This is a genomic window from Microbacterium gorillae, assembly GCF_050990725.1.
Taxonomy (GTDB): Bacteria; Actinomycetota; Actinomycetes; order Actinomycetales; family Microbacteriaceae; genus Microbacterium; species Microbacterium gorillae_A.
On the sequence record NZ_CP158844.1, the window covers coordinates 2,082,607 to 2,106,983 of the forward strand.

The 24,377-nt window shown below is 66.7% G+C and carries 19 protein-coding genes; 12 read left to right on the forward strand and 7 right to left on the reverse strand.

Going from position 1 to position 24,377, the window contains the following annotated elements; all coding sequences use genetic code 11:
* The first annotated feature begins 172 nt into the window (after window positions 1-172).
* Window positions 173-1,762, forward strand: a complete 1,590-nt coding sequence (locus ABTV68_RS09360) for an alginate lyase family protein (protein ID WP_433677360.1) — start codon at window positions 173-175, stop codon at window positions 1,760-1,762.
* Here ABTV68_RS09360 and ABTV68_RS09365 read toward each other — a convergent pair.
* Window positions 1,759-2,655 (reverse strand): 3-methyladenine DNA glycosylase, encoded by an 897-nt coding sequence (locus ABTV68_RS09365; protein WP_433677361.1) that lies wholly within the window; start codon window positions 2,653-2,655, stop codon window positions 1,759-1,761. The genes ABTV68_RS09360 and ABTV68_RS09365 overlap by 4 nt on opposite strands.
* Window positions 2,656-2,711: 56 nt before the next feature.
* Here ABTV68_RS09365 and ABTV68_RS09370 point away from each other — a divergent pair, with 56 nt between their 5' ends.
* Window positions 2,712-3,803 (forward strand): hypothetical protein, encoded by a 1,092-nt coding sequence (locus ABTV68_RS09370; protein WP_433677362.1) that lies wholly within the window; start codon window positions 2,712-2,714, stop codon window positions 3,801-3,803.
* A 253-nt stretch (window positions 3,804-4,056) separates the two neighbouring features.
* Here the strand turns inward: ABTV68_RS09370 and qcrB are convergent, their stop codons facing one another.
* Genes qcrB through ctaE form a run of 4 tightly spaced genes read right to left on the reverse strand, consistent with a single transcriptional unit; the run spans window position 4,057 to window position 8,311 of the window.
* Window positions 4,057-5,748 carry a cytochrome bc1 complex cytochrome b subunit gene (gene qcrB / locus ABTV68_RS09375; RefSeq protein ID WP_433677363.1) on the reverse strand — a complete coding sequence of 564 codons (1,692 nt, stop codon included), beginning with the start codon at window positions 5,746-5,748 and terminating at the stop codon, window positions 4,057-4,059.
* Window positions 5,745-6,815: a cytochrome bc1 complex Rieske iron-sulfur subunit gene (qcrA, locus tag ABTV68_RS09380; RefSeq protein WP_433677364.1), complete on the reverse strand. Its 1,071-nt coding sequence runs from the start codon at window positions 6,813-6,815 to the stop codon at window positions 5,745-5,747. Before qcrA ends, qcrB begins: the two co-directional genes overlap by 4 nt.
* A gap of 36 nt (window positions 6,816-6,851) precedes the next feature.
* On the reverse strand, window positions 6,852-7,652 hold the full coding sequence (qcrC, locus tag ABTV68_RS09385; protein ID WP_231090001.1) for a cytochrome bc1 complex diheme cytochrome c subunit: 801 nt from the start codon (window positions 7,650-7,652) through the stop codon (window positions 6,852-6,854).
* Window positions 7,653-7,672: 20 nt separating this feature from the next.
* The gene (gene ctaE, locus ABTV68_RS09390) at window positions 7,673-8,311 is read right to left on the reverse strand and encodes an aa3-type cytochrome oxidase subunit III (protein WP_433677365.1); all 639 of its coding nucleotides are present in this window, start codon (window positions 8,309-8,311) and stop codon (window positions 7,673-7,675) included.
* Window positions 8,312-8,498: 187 nt separating this feature from the next.
* Here ctaE and trpD point away from each other — a divergent pair, with 187 nt between their 5' ends.
* The 3 genes from trpD to ABTV68_RS09405 are packed head-to-tail and all read left to right on the forward strand — an operon-like array spanning window position 8,499 to window position 11,832.
* Window positions 8,499-9,563 carry an anthranilate phosphoribosyltransferase gene (gene trpD / locus ABTV68_RS09395; protein WP_433677367.1) on the forward strand — a complete coding sequence of 355 codons (1,065 nt, stop codon included), beginning with the start codon at window positions 8,499-8,501 and terminating at the stop codon, window positions 9,561-9,563.
* A 19-nt stretch (window positions 9,564-9,582) separates the two neighbouring features.
* Entirely contained in the window at window positions 9,583-10,569 is a 987-nt protein-coding gene (locus ABTV68_RS09400; RefSeq protein ID WP_433677368.1) for a PHP domain-containing protein, read from the forward strand.
* A gap of 30 nt (window positions 10,570-10,599) precedes the next feature.
* A complete protein-coding gene (locus ABTV68_RS09405; protein WP_433677369.1) occupies window positions 10,600-11,832 on the forward strand; it encodes an MFS transporter in 1,233 nt (410 codons plus the stop codon).
* Here the strand turns inward: ABTV68_RS09405 and ABTV68_RS09410 are convergent, their stop codons facing one another.
* Complete coding sequence (locus tag ABTV68_RS09410) at window positions 11,833-12,738, reverse strand: 5'-3' exonuclease (RefSeq protein ID WP_433677585.1); 906 nt, start codon at window positions 12,736-12,738, stop codon at window positions 11,833-11,835.
* Window positions 12,739-12,820: 82 nt separating this feature from the next.
* Here ABTV68_RS09410 and ABTV68_RS09415 point away from each other — a divergent pair, with 82 nt between their 5' ends.
* From ABTV68_RS09415 to coaE, 3 genes are all read left to right on the forward strand, one after another.
* Window positions 12,821-13,177 (forward strand): TraR/DksA family transcriptional regulator, encoded by a 357-nt coding sequence (locus ABTV68_RS09415; RefSeq protein WP_433677370.1) that lies wholly within the window; start codon window positions 12,821-12,823, stop codon window positions 13,175-13,177.
* Between the two features lie 180 nt (window positions 13,178-13,357).
* Window positions 13,358-14,806, forward strand: coding sequence for a 30S ribosomal protein S1 (rpsA, locus tag ABTV68_RS09420; RefSeq protein WP_433677371.1), 1,449 nt, complete (start codon window positions 13,358-13,360; stop codon window positions 14,804-14,806).
* Window positions 14,807-14,891: 85 nt separating this feature from the next.
* Window positions 14,892-15,491, forward strand: a complete 600-nt coding sequence (coaE, locus tag ABTV68_RS09425) for a dephospho-CoA kinase (protein WP_433677372.1) — start codon at window positions 14,892-14,894, stop codon at window positions 15,489-15,491.
* Here the strand turns inward: coaE and ABTV68_RS09430 are convergent.
* The gene (locus tag ABTV68_RS09430) at window positions 15,479-16,081 is read right to left on the reverse strand and encodes a DUF4126 domain-containing protein (protein WP_433677373.1); all 603 of its coding nucleotides are present in this window, start codon (window positions 16,079-16,081) and stop codon (window positions 15,479-15,481) included. The genes coaE and ABTV68_RS09430 overlap by 13 nt on opposite strands.
* Before the next feature lie 151 nt (window positions 16,082-16,232).
* Between ABTV68_RS09430 and ABTV68_RS09435 the strand changes: the two genes are divergently transcribed.
* The 4 genes from ABTV68_RS09435 (at window position 16,233) to ABTV68_RS09450 (ending at window position 24,373) form a co-directional block, all read left to right on the forward strand.
* Complete coding sequence (locus ABTV68_RS09435) at window positions 16,233-18,266, forward strand: DUF1800 family protein (protein WP_433677374.1); 2,034 nt, start codon at window positions 16,233-16,235, stop codon at window positions 18,264-18,266.
* Window positions 18,267-18,273: 7 nt separating this feature from the next.
* Window positions 18,274-19,644 carry a DUF1501 domain-containing protein gene (locus ABTV68_RS09440; protein WP_433677375.1) on the forward strand — a complete coding sequence of 457 codons (1,371 nt, stop codon included), beginning with the start codon at window positions 18,274-18,276 and terminating at the stop codon, window positions 19,642-19,644.
* A gap of 65 nt (window positions 19,645-19,709) precedes the next feature.
* The gene (gene uvrB, locus ABTV68_RS09445) at window positions 19,710-21,767 is read left to right on the forward strand and encodes an excinuclease ABC subunit UvrB (protein ID WP_433677376.1); all 2,058 of its coding nucleotides are present in this window, start codon (window positions 19,710-19,712) and stop codon (window positions 21,765-21,767) included.
* A gap of 74 nt (window positions 21,768-21,841) precedes the next feature.
* Window positions 21,842-24,373 carry a DUF2510 domain-containing protein gene (locus ABTV68_RS09450; RefSeq protein WP_433677377.1) on the forward strand — a complete coding sequence of 844 codons (2,532 nt, stop codon included), beginning with the start codon at window positions 21,842-21,844 and terminating at the stop codon, window positions 24,371-24,373.
* Window positions 24,374-24,377 lie beyond the last annotated feature (4 nt).

The following is a 24,377-nucleotide window of genomic DNA, read 5'->3' on the forward strand; positions in this document are numbered from 1 at the left end:
ACTCGGTCGAAGGCGCGAGAGCGCTGCAGTCCCCGGACGGTAGTGGGCGCGAGCAAACAGCGGGTGTCCGACATAAGAACGAGGGGGGCACGCGTCTCAGGAATCCGCGGGGTGGCACCCATCGCGTTCCAGGGAGGCATGTCTAGGCTGACGTGATCCCTTCGGAGGCCATATGAAACACCGGTCCTCGACATCGATCCCCCTGACGTCGGCGGCACCCCTCGCAATCGCGACCGCGGTCCTTCTCGTGTTCGTGATCCTCGGTGCGACCATGATCGGCAACGGCGAGGCCGGCGCGGCGGTCGCTCCGTCCGTCCAGGCCTCGGCACCGAGCTCGCCGAGTCCGCGGAGCACCGGCGCGGCTCCGACCGCGCGGGTGTCGCCGAGCACGCCGGCACCGTCCGCAGCAGCACCGCCCAGCACGACGGCCGCGCTCGACCGTCTTCATCCGGTCACATCGGCCGCGGGGTTCGTCCATCCCGGTGTGTTCGTCGATCTCGCCGACCTTGCCGCCACCCGATCACACCTTCGCGCGAAGGATGCGCCCTGGACCGCCCTGTTCAACGATCTGAAGTCGTCGCCGTATCTCAGACTCGGCGCACCGGACTTCACATCGTTCGCGCCTGCCGGCTCCGCGACCCTCGGCGGGTCGTGCAACACGTCGAGCTCCGCGGGGTGTGTGTCCTTCTGCGGCTCGTTCAACAACCCCGACGTGGGCTGCTCACAACAGCAGGCCGACGCGCGAGCGGTGTACGGCCAGGCGCTGATGTACTCCTACACCGGCAAGAGCGCGCACGCCCAGCGCGCGATTGCCATCCTGAACGGGTACAGCGCGCACTATCGCGGCAGTGGGGGATCGAACGGACCCCTGGTGACCGCGTGGATGGCGGAGCAGATGATTCGCGGTGCCGAGTTGATCCGCTACACCTACACCCCGGCGAAGGGACAGCCGGCATTTGACGTCGAAGCCTTTGAAGCGATGCTTCGGACCAGCGTGATTCCGACGCTGACGACGTTCGACTACGGCCGAAACAACGGCAACTGGAAGCTCTCCGCAGCAGACGGACTGATGAACGCCGCCGTGTTTCTCGACGACCGCGCGCTGTACGACCAAGCGGTGAGCATGTGGCGGGAGGCGACTCGCGCCTACATTCATCTCACCTCCGATGGTCCCATGCCCGTCGTTCCCGAAGGCGGGGATGGACGGTTCGAGTCTGCGCCGATGCTCAGTTGCCGCTGGCTCGCGGACAAGCCTGCCGCGTGCCAGACGCGCCCGAAGACAGATCCGCAGTTGGCCGTGCAGAACGGGCAGAACCAGGAGTCCTGCCGGGACTTCGGGCACGCATCCATGGGTCTCGCCGCGATCATCAACGGCGCGGAGACCGCGTCTCGTCAGGGCACCAATCTGTACGGCGAGGAGCAGGAGCGGATCATCACCGGTGTGCTCTATACGGTGCAGATCGCGCAGAACCACTCGAAGTACGGGTGGCCGGCCGGCTTCTGCGCGGGGATGACGGAACCAGCCGCGGGGATGGGGCTCACCGAGCTCGCCGCCACTACCGTGTATGACGCATATGTGGTTCGCCGTGGTGTGGCCATGGCTCCGATTGACATCCCCGGCTATCCGGCATCCGGTGATTCGGACCCGCTCCGAACGTTCATCGCCGCGCACCGTACCGCGACCAGCCCCGTCCGAAACGTGAGCGCGTGGGAGGCTCTGACGTCCTACGACGAGAAGATGACGCCTCGGCGGTCCCGCTAGGCCAAGACCTCCGTCACCGGGCGAGCGCGCTCAACCGCACCGATCAGATCATCGCGCAGCCGCTGCCCGCGGTCGGCGAACGCGCGTTGCTGGCGTACGTACTCCGCCTTCCCCTCCGCCGTCTCCACCGGAACGGGGGAGAAGCCCCAGTCGCTCAGGTCGTAGGGAGAGGCGCGCATGTCGAGCTCGCGGATGTCACGAGCGAGCTCGAAGCTGTCCAGCAGTACCGATCCGGGAACGACAGGTCCGAGTTTCAGCGCCCACTTATAGAGATCCATCCCGGCGTGCAGGCAGCCGGGCTGCTCCGATCGGGGTTGCGAATCGCGGGTCAGCTGTCTCTCGTTGCGGGGCTCCGCTTCCGGCGTGAAGAAGCGAAACGCGTCGAAATGCGTGCAGCGAAGGTCGTGCGCCTCCACCACGTCGTCGGTGCCCGCCTGACCCAGGCGCAGCGGCACGGGATGACGGTGCTCGGTCTGGCGATACACCATCGCCCACTCGTGCATGCCGAAGCACCCGAATCGGGCCGGACGAGTCGAGGTCGCCGACAGGAGAGCGCGCACATGCTCGGTGCCGTCGCCACGGTCACGCCAGAACGCGTCGACGTCCACGCTGACCTCACCTGTCTCGCGCAGCAGTCGGTACCAGCGCCAGGTCGCCTGGGGAGCGTCGGCCGCGTCCGCCAGCACCATGCCGGCACCGGGATGCCAACGACGAAGCACGGCGGGTTTGTACGAGTAGTAGGTGAAGAGGAAGTCCCAGACCGGGTGCGTTTCGCGTCGTGCGATACGTTCGCGGTGCGCCGCCGTGAGCTCGTCCGCTCGAGCGATGTGCCGCTCCTGCAGGTCCTGCCAGCGTGCGCGGGGGAGCACAGCAGCCTGAGAGGACGACACCATGAGTCAATTCTCGCGCAGTTTCTGGGGCGGTACGCGCGTGTCAGTAGCATCGACTCATGCATTCATACCCGACCAGTGGGGCTCCAACGGAACGCGTGTTCCGTCAGTCCCAGACGCGAAAGATCATCTCCGCGATCTTCGTGATCGCGATCATCGCGGTGCTCGCGTTCCTGTTCATCCCGAAGTTCCTCCCGAACACCATGACCCACGCGCTGCGCTTCACGGTGGCAGGCGCGGTGGTCGCCGTGGTGGCCGTCCTGATGTTGGGCTCCGCGCTCGTGTGGACGAACATGCGTGTCGTCGTCACGCCGACCACGGTCGAGGTGCGTCGGCCGGGCAAGGTGCTGCACAGCTGGGATCGCGCCGTCACAGGTTTCTCGACGCATGTCGTCAAGCACAGCACGAACGGCATTCCGACGAACACCGAGCGGACGCTGATCGCGCACTATCCCGGGGGTGAGACGAAAGTCACCTTCAGCGCGATGAGCCGTAACGCGTTCAACGAGATGTATGCGCTCCTGACCGCGGAGAGCCGGGCCGCGATGGCGCAGGCCGAGGCTGAGGCACGTGCTCTGGCGGGTCAGCCCGCTGTCGACCCCTCGGGCGCGCCGCTGACGCAGCAGTTCGCGACGACTCCGTCGGCGGCCATCGGGCTTCCGCGCACGTTCACGGTCAACCTGGCACCGATGCGCAAGCGGGGACGGGTCGCGCTCATCGTCGCGGCGATTGTCGCGGTGATTGCGGCGGGTCTGACCTATCTGGGAATTCGGTCGCCGGATGAGTTCACGCTGCTGATGGCCGCGTTTGTCGCCTGGTTTGTTGCTGTCGTCTGCGTTCTGGTCTGGCTTGGTACCGTCACCGAGTCGCGCAAGTACCCGAAGGTCACGGAGATCGGCAGCGCCGGCATCACCATCGACGGCACGGTCTACCCGTACTCGGGCATCAGCCGTATCTGGCTTACGCCAGAAACCTATCAGCAGCGCCGCCTGCAGCTGGTGGGGCCGACCGGTGTCCGCAAGAAGTTCTCCTACGGGGCCGCGGTGGGCAAGCCCGACGCCCAGCCGATGCCGCAGTGGCCTGATCTTGTCCGCACGCTTCAGGCAGCTACCGCCCACAACCCCGGCCTGGTGTCTTTCGATCTCAACTGATGTTGCGCGATCAGGGGCGACGGACGTGGTCCGTCGCCCCTTTTGCGAGCTCGCCCAGGGACTCACCGCGGTGGCTCCGACATGTCGGCGCGGACGAGCTGCCACGCCCGAGGGGAGAGAGGGCGATGTGCACTGCTCGTCTCACCGCTGCCGCGAAGGCCGTCTCTGAGTGAGGTCAACGTGGGGCAGCGAGTGCCCACGTGCGGAAACGGTGAAGGGCCCCGACCGAAGTCGGGGCCCTTCACCGCTGTGCTTACTTGTGCTCGTCGCTCGCGCCGATCGCGGCGTGCTCGTCGCCGTGCGATCCTTCGACGCCGTGTGCGGCATGAGCCTCCGCGGCCTCGACCTCGGCCTGCGTGACAGGAGCGAGACGGTCCTCGAAGAACCAGCGCGAGAGCGATGCCCGCAGGTTCTGCGTCCACGGGATGCGACCCTGAGCGTTGGGACGCACCACGAGGGGGGCGTAGGTCTCGTAGTCCACCAGCTTGACGCGCTCGTAGGCGTCGACCGGCTTGTGGACCTCGATGAACTCGCCACCGGGAAGTCGCACGATGCGACCCGACTCGTAGCCGTGCAGGGCGATCTCGCGATCCTTCTTCTGCAGTGCGATCGCGATGCGCTTCGTGATGAAGTACGCCACGATCGGACCCAGAATGAGCGAGGCCTGCAGGAAGTGGATCACACCCTCCATCGTGAGGTGGAAGTGCGTTGCGATGAGGTCGGACGATGCCGCCGCCCACATGACCGCGTAGAAGGTGACACCGGCGGCGCCGATCGCGGTGCGCGTGGGCGCGTGGCGCGGACGCTGGGCGATGTGGTGCTCGCGCTTGTCGCCCGTGATCCAGGCCTCGATGAACGGGTACAGCGCGACCAGCACGATGAATCCACCGAGGACCACGAGCGGGATGATGATGTACCAGGTGAACGAGTAATTGCCGATGATCGTCTCGAGGTGCGGCGGGATGAGACGCAGCATTCCGTCGGCGAAGCCGATGTACCAGTCGGGCTGGGTACCGGCCGACACGGGGGACGGGTCGTAGGGTCCGTAGTTCCAGATCGGGTTGATCTGGAAGAGCGAGGCCACCAGGACGATCACACCGAAGACGATGAAGAAGAAGCCACCCATCTTCGACATGTACACCGGCATCATCGGGAAGCCCACGACGTTGTTGTTCGTGCGGCCGGGGCCGGCGAACTGTGTGTGCTTGTTGATGATCATCAGCACGAGGTGCAGACCCACCATGGCGATGACGAGCATCGGCAGCAGGAGGATGTGCAGCGTGTAGAGGCGGCCGACGATCTGGTCGCCGGGGAACTCGCCGCCGAAGAGGAGGAACGAGGTCCAGGTACCGATCAGCGGGATGCCCTTGACCATGCCGTCGATGATGCGGAGACCGTTACCCGAGAGCAGGTCATCCGGCAGCGAGTAGCCGGTGAAGCCCTCGGCCATGGCCAGGATGAACAGCACGAAGCCGATCACCCAGTTGAGCTCGCGCGGCTTGCGGAAGGCGCCGGTGAAGAACACGCGCAGCATGTGCACACCGATACCGGCCACGAAGACGAGGGCGGCCCAGTGGTGGATCTGGCGGACCAGGAGACCACCGCGGATGTCGAACGACAGACGCAGCGTGGAGTCCATCGCCGCGGACATCTCGACGCCGTTCATCGGGAGATAGGCACCCGAGTAGTGCGTCTCGACCATCGAGGCCTGGAAGAAGAACGTGAGGAAGGTTCCGGACAGGAACACGACCACGAAGCTCCACAGCGCGATCTCACCCAGCATGAACGACCAGTGGTCGGGGAAGATCTTGCGACCGAGCTCCTTGACGAAGCCCGAGAGGCTCGTACGTTCGTCGAGGTAGTTCGCGACGCCGCCGACGAACTTGCCGCCGAGAGGCTTGTTGGCGTTGGCCTTCTGCTCGAAAGGCTCGCTTGCGGTGCTCAATGACGCTCCCAGAAGCTCGGGCCGACGGGCTCCTGGAAGTCGCTACGCGCGATCAGGTATCCCTCGTCGTCAACGGTGATGGGCAGCTGCGGCAGCGGACGAGCCGCCGGGCCGAAGATGACCTTGGCGTGCTCGGTGATGTCGAACTGCGACTGGTGGCACGGGCACAGCAGGTGATGGGTCTGCTGCTCGTACAGGGCGACGGGGCAGCCGACGTGGGTGCAGACCTTGGAGTAGGCCACGATGCCCTTGTACGACCAGTTCTTGCGGTCCTCGGCCTCGATGAGCTGCTCGGGGTGCAGACGCACCAGGAGCACGATGGCCTTGGCCTTCTCCTCGAGGTAGCCGTCGTGGTGCGAGACGCTGGCGAGCGACTCCGGGATCACGTGAACAGCGGAGCCGAGCGTGAGGTCAGCCGCACGGATGCGGATGCCTTCGGGGTCGCTGGCGAGGTACTCGCCTTCCTTCCACATGGTGTGCTCGAGCAGCTTCACCGGGTCGCCCTTGATGGGGTCGTCCTCGGTGGAGTGCGGTGCGAGCCCGCGGAAGAGCGTGATTCCCGGGATGATCGAGGCCGCGACCGCCGCGATGAGCGAGTTGCGGATCATCGTGCGGCGACCGAAGCCGCTCTCCTCGTTGGCGTCCGCGAAAGCCTGGACAGCGGCCTCGCGGGTGCTCTCCGTGCCACGTGTGGTGTGCCGGTCCTCGACGAACTCCCGGTCGGACATGAGCGCCTTCGACCAGTGGATGGCGCCGATGCCGATCGCGAGCAGCGCGAGGGCGATGCCGAGACCGATATAGAGGTTGTTGTGGCGCACATCGATGAGGCGCCCGCTCTCGATCGGGAACAGCATGTAGGCGGCGACCGCCCAGATGCTGCCGGCGAGAGAAAGGTAGAACAGGGTGTAGACCGTGCGCTCCGCAGCCTTCTCGGCCTTGGGGTCCTTGTCCGTCATCCGCGCCCGGTGCGGGGGGAGCCCGGGGTTACGGGCAGGGTCAGAGACCTCGACGGCGAGACCCGCTGAGGGCTGGAATTCCAGCGCCTTCGAGTCGTCCTCGTGTGCCATTGTGCTCCTCGTACGTGACTTCTTCTGCGGACCGGGTCAGTTGGACTTCGCCGTGATCCACACGGTGATGGCGACGAGCGCGCCGATACCGAAGATCCAGATGAACAGACCCTCGGAGACGGGGCCGAGCGAACCGAGCGTCGCGCCTCCCGGGGAGACCTCCTGCTGCGTGTAGAGCAGCGAGGAGATGATGTCGCGCTTGTCCTCATCCGTCAGCGTCATGTTGTTGAACACCGGCATGTTCTGCGGACCGGTGACCATGGCTGCGTAGATGTGGAGGGCGCTGGTGGACGTCAGCGGCGGGGCGAACTTGCCCTCGGTGAGCGCACCACCTGCGGCGGCGACGTTGTGGCACATGGCGCAGTTGATACGGAAGAGCTCCGCACCGCGCGCAACGTCGCCTTCGCCGTCCAGGACGTGATCGGCCGGGTAGGTGGCACCCGGAGCGACGGACTGCACCCAGGCCGCCATCGCCTTGATCTGGTCCTCGGTGAACTGGACCGGCTTCTGCGGTGCCTGCGGTCCCTGGAACTGCAGGGGCATGCGGCCCGTGGAGACCTGGAACTCGACCGACAGCTCGCCGACGCCGACCAGCGAGGGACCGCTTTCGCTGCCCTCGAGGTTCATGCCGTGGCAGGTGGCGCAGTTGGCCTGGAACAGCTTCTGGCCGTCCTCGATGGTCAACGTGCTCGCTGCACTGGTGTCGGTCGTCGCGGCGACCGCCGCGGATGCTCCGGCGTAGACGCCGCCCGTGACGATGAGGCCCAGGCCGATCATCGCCACCGCGGCGAGGCGGGAACGACGACCCTTCGCGCGAGTCTTCTTCTCTCGTGCCATGTCGGTATCAGCTCCGGTTCTTACTTGAGGAAGTAGATGACGATGAAGAGTGCGATCCACACGACATCGACGAAGTGCCAGTAGTAGGAGACGACGATCGCGGTGGTCGCCTCCTTGTGACGGAAGTTCTTCACGGCGTACGCGCGTCCGATGACGAGGAGGAACGCGATCAGGCCACCCGTGACGTGGAGGGCGTGGAAGCCGGTGGTGAGGTAGAAGGCGGACGCGTAGGAGTCGGCCTGGATCGGCATACCCTCGGCGACGAGGGTGGCGTACTCCCACACCTGGCCGGTCACGAAGATCGCGCCGAGAACGAAGGTGAGCCAGAACCACTCGACCATGCCCCAGCCCAGGAGGCCGCGCTTCTTGGTGGAGTAGGGCTGCATGCGCTCTGCGGCGAACACGCCCATCTGGCAGGTGACCGAGGAGAGCACCAGGATGGCGGTGTTCACGAACGCGTACGGCACGTTCAGCATCTCCGTGCGGCTACCCCAGAGATCGCCCGAGGTGCTCCTCAGGGTGAAGTAGATCGCGAAAAGGCCTGCGAAGAACATGACCTCCGAACCGAGCCACACGATGGTGCCAACGGAGACGGGGTCGGGTCGCTTGATGGTTCGCGCCACGGGGGCATGCGTCACTGTGCTCGTCACAAGTCCCATTATTGCCGATTTTCTGTCAGGGTTTTCGCAGTTGACGCCTTTCAGACGATGGGGCGACACTCAGGCGGGCGTGCGCGCACCCTGGGAACCAGCAGAGCATCAGGGGCGAAGCAGCGGAAGGCCCGCGGGCAACCCGGCAAAGATGCCGACGCACTGTCGGCGTGTCGCTCGCTTATAAGATCGGCACATGACCGAAACGCTCACCTGGCCCGACCTGCTGACCGCCCTTTTGGAGCGTCGTGACCTCAGTGTGTGGGAGTCCACGTGGGCGATGCGACAGGTCATGGCGGGCGAGGTCAGCGACGCTCAGCTGGCTGGCTTCCTGATCGCCCTGCGTGCTAAGGGGGAGACCGTCGACGAGATCGTCGGCTTCCGTGACGCGATTCTGGAAGCGGCCCTTCCGCTGCCCGTGCCGGTCGATGTGCTCGACATTGTGGGTACCGGTGGGGATCGTCACAGCACGGTGAACGTCTCGACGATGGCCTCGATCGTGTGCGCCGCGGCGGGGGTCCCCGTGGTGAAGCACGGGAACAAGGCGGCCAGCTCGTCGTCCGGAGCCTCCGACGTGGTTACCGCCCTGGGCGTCGACCTGTCGCTGTCGCCGGAGGGCGTCGCCGAGGTGCTGGCCCGCACCGGGCTCACGTTCGCGTGGGCTGCAGCCTTCCACCCCGGGTTCCGCCACGCCGGCGCGACCCGCAGTCAGCTCGGCGTGCCGACGGTGTTCAACATCCTGGGCCCGCTCTGCAACCCTGCGCGTGCCGAGGCCAACGCCGTCGGCGTCGCGCAGCTGGATCGCGTTCCGCTGATCACGGGCGTTTTCCGCACGCGTGGTGCCACCGCCCTCGTCTTCCGCGGGGATGACGGTCTGGACGAGATGACCACGACCGGTCACAGTCGTGTCTGGGAGGTGACCCGCGGCGACATCCATGAGCACGACATCGACCCGCGCGATCTGGGCATTCCGTTCGCACGCCTGGAGGATCTCCGTGGCGGTGACCCGCAGCACAACGCCGGAGTCGTTCGCTCCGTGTTGGCCGGCGATGTCGGTCCTGTGCGCGACATCGTGGTGCTGAACGCCGCAGCGGGTATGGTCGCTCACCGTCTCTCGCAGGATGCGACGCAGGTGCAGCGGCCGATGGTCGAGCGTCTCGCCGAAGCCGCGGCCAACGCGCGTGAGGCGATCGACAGCGGTGCGGCCGAGGCACAGCTGGCCTCCTGGATCGACGTCACGCGGGAACTCGCCACCGCCTGAGCGGTGCCAGGGAGCGGACATGGATCCCGTCGCTGCTCTGACTGAGATCGCCACGCTGCTCGAACGGGAGCGGGCATCGAAGTATCGTTCGAAGGCGTTTCGCTCTGCAGCGGCGGCGATCGCCGGACTCACGGCCGACGAGCTGGGCGACCGGCTGCGCTCCGCACACATCGCGGGTGTGGGTGACACGAGCCGGGCGGTCATTCTCCAGGCGCTCGACGGACAGGTGCCCGACTACCTGGCTGAGTTGCGTGCACGATACTCCGTGACGGAGAGCACGCTTCGGCCCCGGCTGCGCGGCGACCTGCACGCACATACGGACTGGTCGGATGGCACCGCCGGCATCGAGGCCATGATCGATGCGGCGGCGGCTCTGGGACACGAGTACCAGGCCATCACCGACCATTCGCCTCGCCTGCGCGTGGCACGCGGACTGACGGCCGAGCGTCTGGCCAGCCAACTCGATGTGATCGACACGATCGAGGCGCCGTTGCGGATTCTGCGTGGCATCGAGGTTGACATCCTCGAGGACGGCACGCTCGACCAGACAGACGAGATGCTCGCGCGCCTGGACGTCGTCGTGGGGTCCGTGCACTCCAAGCTGCGCAGCTCGCGCGAGGACATGACGCGACGCATGATCCGCGCCATCACAGCCGGTCACATGCACGTGCTGGGCCACGTCACGGGACAGCTGGTGTCCGGGGAGCGGGGCACGCGCCCACCCTCCGAACTGGACGCTCGCGCCGTGTTCGCAGCGTGTGCGGAGCACGGCGTCGCGGTGGAGATCAACTCCCGCCCGGAGCGCGCCGATCCGCCCGACGATCTCATCGGTATCGCGATGGAGGAAGGCTGCCTGTTCGCGATCGACTCTGACGCCCATGCGCCGGGCCAGCTCTCGCTCCTGGATCATGGCGCGGCGCGCGCGGAGGCGTGCGGTGTGCCGGCGCAGCGCATCGTCACGACCTGGCCGCTCGCGCGCCTGGAGGCCTGGTTGGCGCGCGCGTGAGCCGAAACGGTGCACGCCTAGACTGAAGTGATGTCCTCCTCAGCCGTGCGCCGTTCCCTCCCTTGGCTGGCGCTGGCGGGCGTGCTGGTCGCAGCGCTGTCGATGCGGTCGCCGATTGTGGCTCCGACGCCGGTGATGTCGCGCATCACCGCCGACCTCGGGATCGATACCGGCACCGCGGGACTTCTCACCACGGCTCCGATTCTGATGTTCGCGCTGATGACGCCCGTCGCCGCGCTGGTGATCCGTCGCCGGGGCGCCGAGTTCGCCCTGATGACCACGCTCGTGGGCGTGCTCGTCGGGACCTTCGTGCGCGGGTTGCCGGGGTTCGGCTGGATGCTCGTCGGGATGATCATCATCGGCGGCTCGATCACGATCGGCAACGTCGTGGCACCCGTCATCATCCGCCGAGAGGCTCCACCGGCGCGCGTGGCGACCATGACGGCCGCGTATACGGCGATGCTCAACGTGGGATCGCTGATCACATCGCTGGCGACCGCTCCGCTGGCGGCAGCGATCGGCTGGCAGTGGGCGCTGATGGCGTGGAGCGGTCTCACGGTGATCGGGATCCTGCTGTGGAGCGCGCACATGGCGCGCCATCGAGCGGCTGCCCCCGTCTACGTCGATGCGCTTCCGGAGCGAGACGCGGTCGCAACGATCACCGGACCGACGCCGGTGGTCAGCGCGGGGTCCCAGAAGAAGAGGATTCGACCGATCACGGTGCTGCTCATGTTGGCCTTCGGCTGTCAGTCGGCGGCGTACTACGCGCTCACCACATGGCTTCCCACGATCGGTGCCGATCGGCTCGGGCTGGATCCCACTGCGGCCGGAGCGATGTCCTCGGTGTTTCAGGGTGTCGCGGTGCTCGGTGCGTTCCTGGTTCCCGTGCTCGCCCGTTACACCCCTCCGATCGTTCCCGTCGTCGTGGTCGGCGCGACCTGGGTCACCACGACCCTGGGTCTCGCGGTTGCCCCTGAGCTGATGCTGCTTTGGATGTGCGTGGGGGCAGTGGCGCAGGCGGGCGGCTTCGTCGCCATCTTCGCGATGATGGTGCAGATCTCCCGCTCCGACGCGGAGGCTGCCGGCATGAGCGCACTGGTGCAGGGCGTGGGGTATGTGATCAGCTCCCTCGGAGCGCCGGTGACCGGTCTGCTCCACGACCTCTCCGGTGGGTGGACCCTGCCGCTGTGGACACTCGTCGGCGTCACCGTGGCATACGCTTTCATGCTCATCGGGGCGGGGCTCACCGCCCGACGCAGCTGATCAGACGTTCACAACCGTGAGGTACCTCTCCAGTGCGGAGGCGTAGCCGTACTTCTCTGCCAGCACTCGTGCTGCGGCGGCTCGGTCTTCGCTCATCGGCGCGATCGTTCCGGGGGTGACGTCGACGTCCACGCCGCGAGCCACGGCGACGACGGTGGGAGCGACCTCCAGATACACCGCTGCCGCCAGGATCTTCTTCTGCACTCCGGCGCTCATGCCGGTCCCGTTCTCCGCCGCGGTGAGAATGCCGGCAAGAGTCTCGTGCTGCTGAAGGAGTGTGGCCGCGGTCTTCTCGCCGACGCCGGCGACACCGGGAAGCCCGTCGGATGCGTCGCCGCGCATCGTGGCGAAGTCCGCGTACTGGTCAGGACGGATCCCGTACTTGGTGATGATGGTCTCGTCGGTCACGACCTCGAGGTTGCTCATCCCGCGCGCCGTATAGATAACGCGCGCGCCGCGGGAGTCGTCGACGAGCTGAAACAAGTCACGGTCACCGGTGACGATGTCCACCGGGTTCGCAGCGCGGGTGGCCAGGGTGCCGATGATGTCGTCCGCCTCATATCCGGGAGCCCCGACGATCGGAATGCCGAGGGACTCCAACATGGCCCGGATAGCCGGAATCTGAGCGGTGAGATCGTCGGGTGTCTCCTCGACGTCGGGTTCGCCGGCGCGCTCCACGACAACGCGATGTGCCTTATACGTCGGGATCAGGTCCACGCGCCACTGCGGCCGCCAGTCGTCGTCCCAGCACGCCACGATCTCATCGGGTCCGTAGGTGCTGACGAGCTTGGTGATGATGTCCAGCAGTCCGCGCACCGCGTTGGCGGGGGAGCCGTCGGGAGCGCGCACGGTGTCGGGGACACCGTAGAACGCGCGGAAGTAGAGCGAGGCGGTGTCGAGAAGCATCGTGCGGGTCACGAGCCCATCTTGCCCTGTCCCCACCTCGTGCGCACGGACACACCCTCGGGAAGCGGCGTACGTTGGTCCTATGGCGAATCGTGACCCGGGTGCGGTGCTTGCGGCACGTCGCACGGCCGCAGAGTCGCGTGCCCAGACAGCAGCCGATCTGCTGGCGCACGTCGGGTCGATGCGCGACAGTGCGGGAGGGGATGACGAGCACGACCCGGAGGGCGTCCCGCTCTCCGAGGAGTGGTCGCGGCTCGACGCCCAGCGCGCGGCGGCAGAGCAGGAGCTCCGCGAGATCGCCGCCGCTGAGACGCGGATCGCAGACGGCCGATACGGCATCTGCGCGGACTGTGGCAAGGTCATTCCTGCAGCACGGCTCGAGGTTCTGCCCTTCGCCCTGCGATGCGTGCCGTGCGCTGAAAAATCGGGTTCGCGTTGAGCGATCACCGACGCGCGCGGGCTACGTCGTTCTGATAGTGTTGACTGTCACGGTTTTGTGGCGGTTTCGCCGCGCCGTGATCAGCAACACAATCATCCAATCGCCTCGCGGCTGAGACGTGCTCGCACGTCGTCGATGTCGCGCGGCCCGAGAAACATCCACACAAGGACAACCCACTACATGACTAACGCAAGCGCCCCGGCCACCAAGCAGGTCGCGATCAACGACATCGGATCTGCGGAGGACTTCCTGGCCGCGGTCGAGAAGACGCTCAAGTTCTTCAACGACGGCGACATCATCGAGGGCACGATCGTCAAGATCGACCGCGACGAGGTCCTGCTCGACGTCGGCTACAAGACCGAGGGTGTCATCCCCTCGCGTGAGCTTTCCATCAAGCACGACGTCGACCCCAACGAGGTCGTCAGCGTCGGCGACCAGGTCGAAGCCCTCGTTCTCCAGAAGGAGGACAAGGAAGGCCGCCTCATCCTGTCGAAGAAGCGTGCGCAGTACGAGCGCGCGTGGGGCGACGTGGAGAAGATCAAGGAGAACGACGGCGTCGTCACCGGTTCGGTCATCGAGGTCGTCAAGGGCGGCCTCATCGTCGACATCGGTCTGCGCGGCTTCCTCCCGGCGTCGCTCATCGAGCTGCGTCGCGTCCGCGACCTGACCCCGTACCTGGGCCAGGAGATCGAGGCCAAGATCCTCGAGCTGGACAAGAACCGCAACAACGTCGTGCTCTCGCGCCGCGCTCTGCTGGAGCAGACGCAGTCCGAGACCCGCACGCACTTCCTCAACAACCTGCACAAGGGTCAGGTTCGCAAGGGTGTCGTGTCCTCGATCGTCAACTTCGGTGCGTTCGTCGACCTGGGTGGCGTTGACGGCCTCGTCCACGTCTCCGAGCTGTCGTGGAAGCACATCGAGCACGCTTCCGAGGTCGTCGAGGTCGGCCAGGAGGTCACCGTCGAGATCCTCGAGGTCGACCTTGACCGCGAGCGCGTCTCCCTGTCGCTGAAGGCGACGCAGGAGGACCCGTGGCAGGTCTTCGCCCGGACCCACGCCATCGGCCAGGTCACCCCGGGTAAGGTCACCAAGCTCGTTCCGTTCGGTGCGTTCGTTCGTGTCGCAGACGGCATCGAGGGCCTCGTGCACATCTCCGAGCTCTCCGGCAAGCACGTCGAGCTCGCGGAGCAGGTCGTTTCGGTGGGCGAAGAGGTCTTCGTCAAGGTCATCGACATCGACCTGGACCGTCGCCGCATCTCGCTGTCGCTGAAGCAGGCCAACGAGTCCGTCGACCCGTACGGCACCGAGTTCGACCCGGCCCTCTACGGCATGGTCGCGGAGTACGACGAGAACGGCGAGTACCAGTACCCGGAGGGCTTCGACGCCGAGACCGGTGCCTGGAAGGAAGGCTTCGACGCCCAGCGCGAGAAGTGGGAGCAGGAGTACGCCGCTGCCCAGGCTCGCTGGGAGCAGCACAAGGCTCAGGTCATCAAGGCCGCCGAGGCCGAGGCGCAGAACGACTCGTTCGACGCGTCCTCGTCCTTCACGAGCGACTCCAGCTCGTCCGGCACGCTGGCCGACGACGAGGCTCTCGCGGCTCTGCGCGAGAAGCTCTCGGGCAACGCCTGATCCAGCCCTTCATGCAACGGGGTCGGGACCTTCGGGTCCCGGCCCCGTTGCCGTTTTCAGACAGGACCGGTGGCAGGATGAAGGCATGCCCCTGATCGCACTCACCGGCGGAATCGCGTCCGGGAAGTCCACTGTCGCGGCCCGTCTCGCCTCCCACGGGGCCATCATTGTCGACGCCGATGCCATCGTGCGTGAGCTGCAGGCTCCGCATCAACCGCTCCTCGATGAGATTGCGGCAGAGTTCGGAGCCGACATGGTCGTGGACGGTGTGCTCGATCGGGCGCGACTCGGGCAGGCGGTGTTCGGCCGGCCCGAGCGGCTTGCGCGGCTCAACGCCATCGTCCATCCGGCTGTCAAGCGTGAGTCGCATCGGCGATTCGCGGAGGCTCGCGAGGCGGACCCGTCGGCAGTCATCGTCTACGACGTTCCGCTGTTGGCGGAGGCGCGAGGCACGGGGGAGTGGGACTTGGTGGTCGTCGCCGACGCGCCTGCCGCCATCAGGGCAGAGCGTCTGGTCACGCTTCGCGGTCTGTCGCCGGACGACGCCGATCGTCGCATCGGATCGCAGGCGAGTGATGATGAGCGTCGCGCCCTCGCGGACGTCGTGATCGACACCGGCGGAACGCTCGAGCACACCTGGGAGCAGACCGACGAGCTCTGGGCCCGTCTGACTCAGCCGGCCTGAGCCGCCCGCTGTTCGCGGCGTCGCCGTCGGCCGCGTCGGATCAGCATCACGCCACCGATCACGAGAGCGACAACGAGCACGATCGCGAGGATCGGGAGCAGGATCGCGAGCACCGAAACGAGGACGGACACGCCATCCTCGATCGTGCTGAGGACGGGCGCAGCCACCCCCGCGGTGGCGAGGTTGGCCACCGGGCGTGCGGTGGCCTTGATCCCGTGCACGACCAGCGCGATCACGACACCCGTGATGATGGGACCCCAGTCGATCGCACTCCACGACGAGGCATCCTCGAGAGTCACGGCTTCGGCACTGGCGCCGGCGCCGAAGACGATCCCGCCCGCGGCGGGGCGGATGGCAGTGTGGATGATGTCGTTCACGGTGTCCAAAGCGGGGATCTTGTCGGCGATCACCTCGACGACGAGCAGCACGCCGATGATCCACAGCGCGACATCGGACGACAGCCACTGCCAGGTTTGCGGCAGCGGCACAAGATCGGTGAAGCGCGACAGCAGGCCCAGCACGAGCAGCGGAATCCAGGCGTTCAAACCGGCTGCGGCGGCGAGCGAGGAGCCCACGAGTGTCTCGATCACTCGGACAGCCTACCCAGCGTGAAGGCGCTCTCATGAGCGTGAGAGAACCCTCATCCCGCTGACCGTGGTGCCTCATCGCGCTTCGTTAGCCTCGAATCACCTCCCTGCGTCCCCGCGTTGAATTCCATTCAGCTTGCAGAGGTACGCCACAATGCACCCCGAAGCGGATGTTCCCGACGACATCCTCCCCGCCACCCGTCGCGCCTCTCGCCGGACGAAGGAGAGCTCCGCGCAACCGGAATCGCGCCAGGACGACGAGCCCACCCCTCGACGCCGCACAGTCATGCGACTCGGCGTCGCTGCCGCTGGCACGGCCGCCCTGGCGGCTGTTGCTGCCGTGATCGCCCCGCGCGGGGGCTCTGCACCCGTGAGCGCGCCATCGCCGAGCGCCTCGCTGATACGCGGCAGCGGACCCGGTGCTGTGCCCACGTCCACGCCCGTACCGGTGCCGCAGCCATCTCAAACGGCAGACTCCTCGGTCTCAACGCAGTCGACCATCAGCCCCGATGAGAGCGCCGACCAGGATCAGGGGGTCGGCCCCGACGCCCCGAAAGACCGCGATGATTCCCTCACGCAGGCGGAGCCGCAACCACCCACCCCGCGGCCCGTGGACCCACCGCTGCCGCGCGAGCCTGACCCCGTTCAGCCCGCGGAACCCACGGACCCTGATGCTCCGGAGACGCCGGATCCTGTCGAGCCGGCGCTGCCTTCCGAACCTTCCGTGCCCTCCGAACCCGCGCTGCCTGCGCCACCGCAGCATCCGATCGACTCCCTGCCGATTCCCGTTGCCGATACCCCCGACGCCCGTCGTCATCTCCTGCGTCGTGCCGGACTCGCGGTGGGCGAGGCCGCGCTGCGGGAGATCGAGACTGTGGGGCTGCGTGCATGGGTTGCCCAGCAGCTCGACCCGGAGGTCGAGGACGCCATCGAGCCGGTGCTGCGCTCCTGGTATCCCGCGTCCTACTTCTCGATCGACGAAGCACGCGCCGCTCTCGCAGACGACGTCGATCCCCGGGCGGCGAGCGAGACCGAGCAGTCCACGTTGGCGCGGCGCCTGTTCGGATCGCGTCAGATCTTCGAACAGATCGTCGACGTCTTCGCGAACACGCTCAACGTGCCGCCGATGTACGGCGACAGCATGACCTGGAGTGTGGCGGACTATCACCGCAGCGTCATCCGCGCTCATGCGCTGGGCAGGTACGCGGACATGCTGCACACGGCCGCCCGGCACCCGGCGATGATGGTCGTGCTCGACAATCGGCGCTCCACGGCGGCGGACGTCAACGAGAACTACGGTCGCGAGCTCCTGGAGCTACACACCGTCGGGTACGGCGCGTACACCGAGGCGGAGGTGCGCAGCTCGTCGATCATCATGTCCGGCCGTCGTATCGCGGATCAGGCCTTCAGCTGGGAGCCCGAGCACCATGCCCTCGGCCCGGTGAGCGTTCTGGGCTTCACCGACCCCAACACGGATGCCGCGGCGGGACTGGAACTCGGCGATCGGTACATCGCCCACCTGGCACGTCATCCGCGCACGGCCGAGACGATTGCACGCAAACTCGCGGTTCGGTTCGTGTCCGATCGCCCGTCTGCCGACCTCGTGGCGAGACTCGCCGACGTCTATCTCTCGACCGACACGGACATCCGAGCGGTGATGGTGGCGCTCATCTGCAGTGAGGACTTCTGGAGCTCGCAATCCACGAAGCTACGCCGGCCGACGGACGATCTCAGCGGAGTGATCCGCTGCATCGGCATGACGATCGATCGAACGAACATCGACGAGGTTCGCCGCATGTTCTGGACGACCGACAACCTCGGCGACGCGCCGCTGCGCTGGGGGCCGCCCAACGGCTATCCGGATGTGGCGGAAGCCTGGCTCGGCGCCGGGCAGGTTGCCGGGCGCTGGGATCACCACCGGGAACTCGTCAACGGTGACCGTCTGACCTTCTCACCGTCCGAGGAGTTCCTGAAGAGCGTCACGCCGCCCTCTGGCCAGACAGCCGCGGGCTGGGCGGATCAGGTGAGCCAGGTTGTGCTCGGCGCTCCGGCTGATGACCGCGACCGCGCCGGCGTCCTCGCGTTCCTCGGCGTCTCTGCAGAGACCACGCTCGATCCTCGCCACGTCAATCAGAGGGCGAGCATTGCGGCGCTCTTCTTCGATTCGCCCCGTTACCTCCTGCGATAGGACCCCGATGAACAACGACTTCATGCCGCACCCGGACTGCCCGGATTGGCGCGACCTCGGACCCAATCACGACGAGGCGATGATCCGCCTGATGGGAGATGCCGTCCGGGCTGACGCCGACGAGCGTCCCGAACAGTGGCGGCGTGGCTTCACGCGTCGCCAGGTGCTCGCGGGCGGGCTCGGCCTGGGTGTCGCCGCACTCGGCGCTCAGCTCGTGACCACGCGCGTGTCCTATGCGCAGGCTGCGGACGACACCGAGCCGAACGGAAACCGACGCACACTGGTCGTGGTGTTCCTGCGTGGCGGGCTGGACGGGCTCTCCGTCCTGGTGCCTGCGGACGACCCGCAGCTGATCGCCTGGCGGCCTGACATCGCGGTCCGCCCCGGCAACCTCATGCGGATGGACGAGCGGTTCGGTCTGCACCCGGCTCTGGGGGCTCTCAAGCCGATGATCGACCGCGGTCGCGTGGCGGCCGTTCCCGACATCGCGACGCCGCAGCTCACGCGCAGTCACTTCCAAGCGCAAGATTGCCTCGAACGCGGCGGGTCCGGCGGGGCGTCGTCTCGTGGCTGGCTGGATCGCGTCCTGGAGGCGAGTGGGGAGGGCACGACCTTTCGGTCGATGTCGATGACGTCCAATCTCACCCGTTCTCTGGCCGGTGTGAGCCGTTCCCTGGTCGCTGAACAGCCGTCCGACCTGACGTTCCGATCGCCCAGCGAGTGGGGTGGCGCCACTCGCGAGGCCCTGTCGACGCTTTACACCGGGCTGGACCATCCGATCGCCGTGCACGCGCGGATCGCACTGGACGTCGACGCGCAGGCGGCGACCATCGCCGCATCTCAGGATTCACGTCCCGACATCTACCCCGAGGGCGAGTTCGGTCAGCAGCTGCGCATGCTCTCCACACTCATCCGCGACGACATGGGTGTGCGGGTCGCCACCGTGGACCTCGGAGGCTGGGACATGCACACGGGCGTCGGTGACGAGGGCAGCGGAGACATGAAGGACATGTTGACCGCGCTCGGCGACGGGCTCGCCGCGTTCTTCACCGACCTCGGCGACAAGGCGGACTCCACCACCGTGATCCTGATGAGCGAGTTCGGCCGCCGCGTGAACCAGAACGCCAGCGGCGGTGTCGATCACGGCCACGGCGGCCTGGCCATCGCGCTCGGCGGCGGCGTGCGCGGCGGCGTCTACGGCGACTGGCGCGGGCTCGACAGCACGATGCTCGAGACCGGAGACCTACCCGGAACCAACGACTTCCGCGACTTCCTCAGCGAAGTCGTGCAGGGCACCGTCGGGCTGAGTTCCGCTCAGACATCCGCCGTGTTCGACGGCTGGCGGCCCACCTCGATGGGTTTCCTCGCGCCGGTGTGAACGCCGAACGTGCGCCCAGAGCGGACGACGAGCTCAATGTCGGTGCCCCGTTCTAGGCTGGAATCATGCAACCAACGCGTGCCGTTCGTCCGTTCGAGGTCGTCAGCGAATATATGCCGTCGGGCGATCAGCCCGGGGCCATCGCCGACCTGGCGGCGCGTATCAACGCGGGTGAGACCGACGTGGTGCTTCTGGGTGCCACCGGTACCGGAAAGTCCGCCACCACAGCGTGGCTCATCGAACAGGTTCAGCGGCCCACGCTGGTGCTTGCCCACAACAAAACACTGGCCGCACAGCTCGCCAACGAGTTCCGCGACCTCATGCCGCACAACGCAGTGGAGTACTTCGTCTCGTACTACGACTACTACCAGCCCGAGGCCTATGTACCGCAGACGGACACCTTCATCGAGAAGGACTCCTCCGTCAACGCCGAGGTGGAACGGCTCCGCCACTCCACCACCAACTCGCTGCTGAGCCGACGCGATGTCGTGGTCGTGTCCACCGTGTCCTGCATCTACGGACTCGGTGCGCCGGAGGAATACCTCCGCGCGATGGTCGCCCTGCAGGTGGGGGAGCGCTACGACCGTGACGCGCTCATCAGGCAGTTCATCGCGATGCAGTACAACCGCAACGACGTCGACTTCTCCCGGGGGAACTTCCGGGTGCGCGGCGACACGATCGAGATCATCCCGGTCTACGAGGAGTTCGCGATTCGCATCGAGATGTTCGGCGATGAGATCGAGGCGCTCTACCGTCTCCACCCGCTCACCGGCGACGTGATCGACAAGCTCGATTCGGTCCCGATCTTCCCGGCCTCTCACTATGTGGCGGCGACGGACGTGGTGCAGCGCGCGATCGGCTCCATCGAGGAGGAGCTCGCGGAGCGACTGGCTGAGCTGGAGGGGCAGGGCAAGCTGCTGGAGGCCCAGCGCCTGCGCATGCGCACCACCTTCGACCTGGAGATGCTGCAGCAGCTCGGCTTCTGCTCGGGCATCGAGAACTACTCTCGGCACATGGACGGCCGTGAGGCGGGGGAGCCGCCGCACACGCTGCTGGACTTCTTCCCCGACGACTTCCTGCTGGTGATCGACGAATCGCACGTAACGGTGCCGCAGATCGGTGCGATGTACGAGGGCGATGCCTCTCGCAAGCGCACGCTGGTGGAGCACGGATTCCGCCTCCCGTCGGCGATGGACAACCGCCCCCTGCGCTGGGACGAGTTCAAGAACCGCATCGGGCAGACCGTGTACTTGTCGGCCACGCCGGGCCGCTATGAGATGGGCATCGCCGATGGCGTCGTCGAGCAGATCATCCGACCCACGGGTCTGATCGATCCGGAGATCGTGGTGAAGCCCTCGAAGGGCCAGATCGACGACCTCCTGGAGCAGATCCGGATGCGGGTGGAGCGGGACGAACGTGTTCTGGTCACCACGCTCACCAAGAAGATGGCGGAGGAGCTCACCGACTTCCTCGGCGAGCACGGCGTGAAAGTCCGGTACCTGCACTCGGATGTCGATACGTTGCGACGTGTCGAGCTGCTGACCGAGCTGCGAGCCGGCGTCTACGACGTGCTCGTCGGCATCAACCTCCTCCGTGAGGGTCTGGACCTTCCGGAGGTCTCGTTGGTGGCCATTCTGGATGCGGACAAGGAGGGATTCCTCCGCAGCGGCACGTCTCTCATCCAGACGATCGGTCGTGCTGCGCGAAACGTGTCCGGTGAGGTCCACATGTACGCGGACGTCATGACCGACTCCATGAAGTCGGCCATCGACGAGACCACGCGGCGCCGGGAGAAGCAGCGTGCGTACAACCTGGAGCACGGTATCGACCCGCAGCCCCTCCGTAAGCGGATCGCGGACATCACCGAAGTCCTCGCTCGTGAGGGCGCCGACACCAAGGATCTGCTGGAGCGCGCCAAGAAGGGCAAGAGCGGTACGAAGTCCAAGCGTGCGGGCATCGGCGCTGAGGGTGCAGAGCGGCTGGAGCAGACCATCGCCGACCTCAGTGACCAGATGCTCACCGCCGCGTCCGAGCTGAAGTTCGAGCTCGCCGCGCGCCTGCGCGACGAAGTGCAGGAGCTGAAGAAGGAGCTGCGCGCCATCGAGCGCGCCGGTCACGCCTGACCTCCGGGCAGGCCGTGACGTCAGGTACACTCGGAGCGGCTGGGGGAGCCGAGCGATCGTCCAAGGGGGACAATATGACGAATGCTGGTTGGTATCCGGATCCGAGCGGTCAGCACGAGCTGCGGTGGTGGGATGGGGCGCGCTGGACTGACCACGTCAGCTCGCGCCCGGACCGAGCGCCGCAGAGCGCGGCGTCGCCCGACGCGGGCGCGCAAGGCGCGGTGCCGTCGGGCACGGCCGGGCAGGGCGTTGTGACGCCGGGTGCGGGCGGAAGGAGCACGGCGCCTCAGGGCTCCGTACCGCACGGCTCTCCGCCTCATGGTGCCGTTCCTGCGGGCGTCAGCTCCCACGGCGTTCTCGCTCCGGGGGGCGGAGCGCCGTATGTCGCCTCGGCCCCGAGCGCGCCGCAGCAGGCCGTGTCGGCGCCTGACACCGCGGCACCGAAGCGGAAGCGCCGCCGGGGCCTTATTGCCGCACTCAGTGTCGTGGCGCTGGTGGTCGCCGGTGGCGGGACAGCCGGTGCGATCTTCCTGACACAGGCCAACCAGACCAACCAGGCCAACCAGGCCAACCAGGCCAACCAGACCAACCAGGCCAGCCAGACCAACCAGGCCAGTGCCACCGTGATCGACGGGCGCCTCTGGCTTCCCGAGATCACCGTGGCGGCCGATCATGAGTTCGCCCTCGACTTCGATACCTCGGTCGATCCATCCTCACTCGTCCCCGAGGAAGCGAAGCTCGACAACGTCGCCAACGGGATGTTCGAGGTCTTCGTGGATTCCGCGCTCACCCGACCCGCAGAGAGCTTCGTTCAGGTATCGTCTCCCGGGTCGGCCTGGAGCGTACGCGGACATAACAACGCCATCCGGATCTCGTCCGGTGAATCATCCGTGGCTCAGATCCCTCGAGGCGACGGGACGGGCGAGGACGTCATCCTGAAGCCGGGGACCGAACGCACGACCGACGACGGTCTCGAGTACAACTCCAGCACCTGGGGCTACTTCTCGCGGTACTACCTCCTGACCTCGGTGGACGATCACGGCCGCCCCCTCGACCAGCCGATCGTGCAACCGTTCCGCACGGAGGAGACTCGTCTGGATCCGGTGCGAGCAACCATTGACCAGACGGCGTCAGAGACCGGCGATGTGGAGATTCGCTGGGATCCGGTCGACGGTGCCACGGAGTACGTGATCGTCCTCAGCGAGCCGTACGCCTCCGGTCGCAGCCTCCAGACGGTGCTGGGTCAGACGACCGAGACACGCTGGTCCAGTGCCGACGCGATCAGCCTGTCCGAGGACTCGGCCATCAGGCAGAACGATGCGCTCCGAGCGTTCGCCTTCAGCGACGACGATCTCAGCGGGGATACCTTCGTCCGGCCCGATGAGCCTCTGCGCGAGGAAAACCACATCGCGATCATGGCCATCTCCGACGACAATTACTCGCCGAAGACCGAGTGGAACTTCGCCGAGACGTTCGGGCTGCTCCCTTATGCGACCGCGTACAACGCGTGGGAGGAGGTTCAGCTTGCCACCGTGAGCGCCGACACGCTGCCCCTGGCATACCCTTACACGACGGTGGACGGCAGGACCGTCACCGCTCCCATGCAGATCCGCCTCGACACCCTGAGGGCGGGCGACACGAACTGGAGCTTCGAAGTTGGGGCGCTCGGAACGAAGCTCACCCAGCTGCTGTGGTTCCCGGCCCTCGCGGGTGTCGACCCGGTTGCCTGGGCCACCGACTTCAACGCCCGGGCGGTTGCCGCAGCGCCCAAGGGCGGCGCGGTCGTCGTCCGGCCTGTCCCGGCGGACGCCGTCGCCAAGCAGGCCGAATGGGCCGAGATCATGGCGGCGGAGCCCGTGTCGACATCCGCTGACGTGGACTATCCCGTGTTCGGCAGCAGCGACTATGCCACCTTCCTGGCGAGCAACCTCATCGCCCGAAAGCCCGCGATCTCTCTCGCGATGTTCGACGACTCGGCGGCAGCCCCCGACGTCTACGACGTGCTGGAGGAGGTGCTCGTACAGAACCCCTACATCCTCGACCTCGACACGTCGATCGGCAGCGACCGAGTGCTGCGGGTGCGGTACACGATGCCCGCGGACGAGTACGAGGCGACGCAGCGCGCGATGTTGGACGCCGCCACGCAAGTGGCCGAGACGCTCTCCGACGAGAGCGATACCGCGAAGGTCACCGCGATCAACCAGTGGCTCGTCGAGAACGGCGAGTACGACTATGCGGCACTGGAGCGGGGCGCAGCCGTACGGCATTCGCCCGAGTACGCCTACGCCTGGCGGGCCGATGGCATATTGCTCGATGGCCGCGGGGTGTGCCAGAGCTATGCGATGGCGTTCAATGCGCTGGCCGCCGCCGCAGGTCTCGAATCAGTCGTTGTCACCGGGCACACCACCGGCGCCTTCGTCGGTCATGCGTGGAACCGTGTGCGAACGGACGGCACGTGGCTGAACGTCGACCCCACCTGGAACGACGGCTCCGACCCATCCCGGTACCTGCTCATCCCGGACTCGGGATTCGTGGACCAGGCAGAGCGGACGGCCGACACGTCGTGGATAACCGACTCGAAGCTGGGGGAGTTCGCCACACCGTGACCTG

What these genes read in the sequence shown, in the direction of transcription:
- trpD (WP_433677367.1), top strand. Translation starts at nt 8,499, where the DNA reads ATGACCGAAACGCTCACCTGGCCCGACCTGCTGACCGCCCTTTTGGAG.
- ABTV68_RS09410 (WP_433677585.1), bottom strand. Translation starts at nt 12,738, where the DNA reads ATGCTTCTCGACACCGCCTCGCTCTACTTCCGCGCGTTCTACGGTGTC.
- coaE (WP_433677372.1), top strand. Translation starts at nt 14,892, where the DNA reads ATGCCCCTGATCGCACTCACCGGCGGAATCGCGTCCGGGAAGTCCACT.
- uvrB (WP_433677376.1), top strand. Translation starts at nt 19,710, where the DNA reads ATGCAACCAACGCGTGCCGTTCGTCCGTTCGAGGTCGTCAGCGAATAT.
- rpsA (WP_433677371.1), top strand. Translation starts at nt 13,358, where the DNA reads ATGACTAACGCAAGCGCCCCGGCCACCAAGCAGGTCGCGATCAACGAC.
- ABTV68_RS09405 (WP_433677369.1), top strand. Translation starts at nt 10,600, where the DNA reads ATGTCCTCCTCAGCCGTGCGCCGTTCCCTCCCTTGGCTGGCGCTGGCG.
- ABTV68_RS09450 (WP_433677377.1), top strand. Translation starts at nt 21,842, where the DNA reads ATGACGAATGCTGGTTGGTATCCGGATCCGAGCGGTCAGCACGAGCTG.
- ABTV68_RS09435 (WP_433677374.1), top strand. Translation starts at nt 16,233, where the DNA reads ATGCACCCCGAAGCGGATGTTCCCGACGACATCCTCCCCGCCACCCGT.
- ABTV68_RS09360 (WP_433677360.1), top strand. Translation starts at nt 173, where the DNA reads ATGAAACACCGGTCCTCGACATCGATCCCCCTGACGTCGGCGGCACCC.
- ABTV68_RS09415 (WP_433677370.1), top strand. Translation starts at nt 12,821, where the DNA reads ATGGCGAATCGTGACCCGGGTGCGGTGCTTGCGGCACGTCGCACGGCC.
- qcrA (WP_433677364.1), bottom strand. Translation starts at nt 6,815, where the DNA reads ATGGCACACGAGGACGACTCGAAGGCGCTGGAATTCCAGCCCTCAGCG.
- ctaE (WP_433677365.1), bottom strand. Translation starts at nt 8,311, where the DNA reads ATGGGACTTGTGACGAGCACAGTGACGCATGCCCCCGTGGCGCGAACC.
- ABTV68_RS09370 (WP_433677362.1), top strand. Translation starts at nt 2,712, where the DNA reads ATGCATTCATACCCGACCAGTGGGGCTCCAACGGAACGCGTGTTCCGT.
- qcrC (WP_231090001.1), bottom strand. Translation starts at nt 7,652, where the DNA reads ATGGCACGAGAGAAGAAGACTCGCGCGAAGGGTCGTCGTTCCCGCCTC.
- ABTV68_RS09440 (WP_433677375.1), top strand. Translation starts at nt 18,274, where the DNA reads ATGAACAACGACTTCATGCCGCACCCGGACTGCCCGGATTGGCGCGAC.
- ABTV68_RS09400 (WP_433677368.1), top strand. Translation starts at nt 9,583, where the DNA reads ATGGATCCCGTCGCTGCTCTGACTGAGATCGCCACGCTGCTCGAACGG.
- ABTV68_RS09365 (WP_433677361.1), bottom strand. Translation starts at nt 2,655, where the DNA reads ATGGTGTCGTCCTCTCAGGCTGCTGTGCTCCCCCGCGCACGCTGGCAG.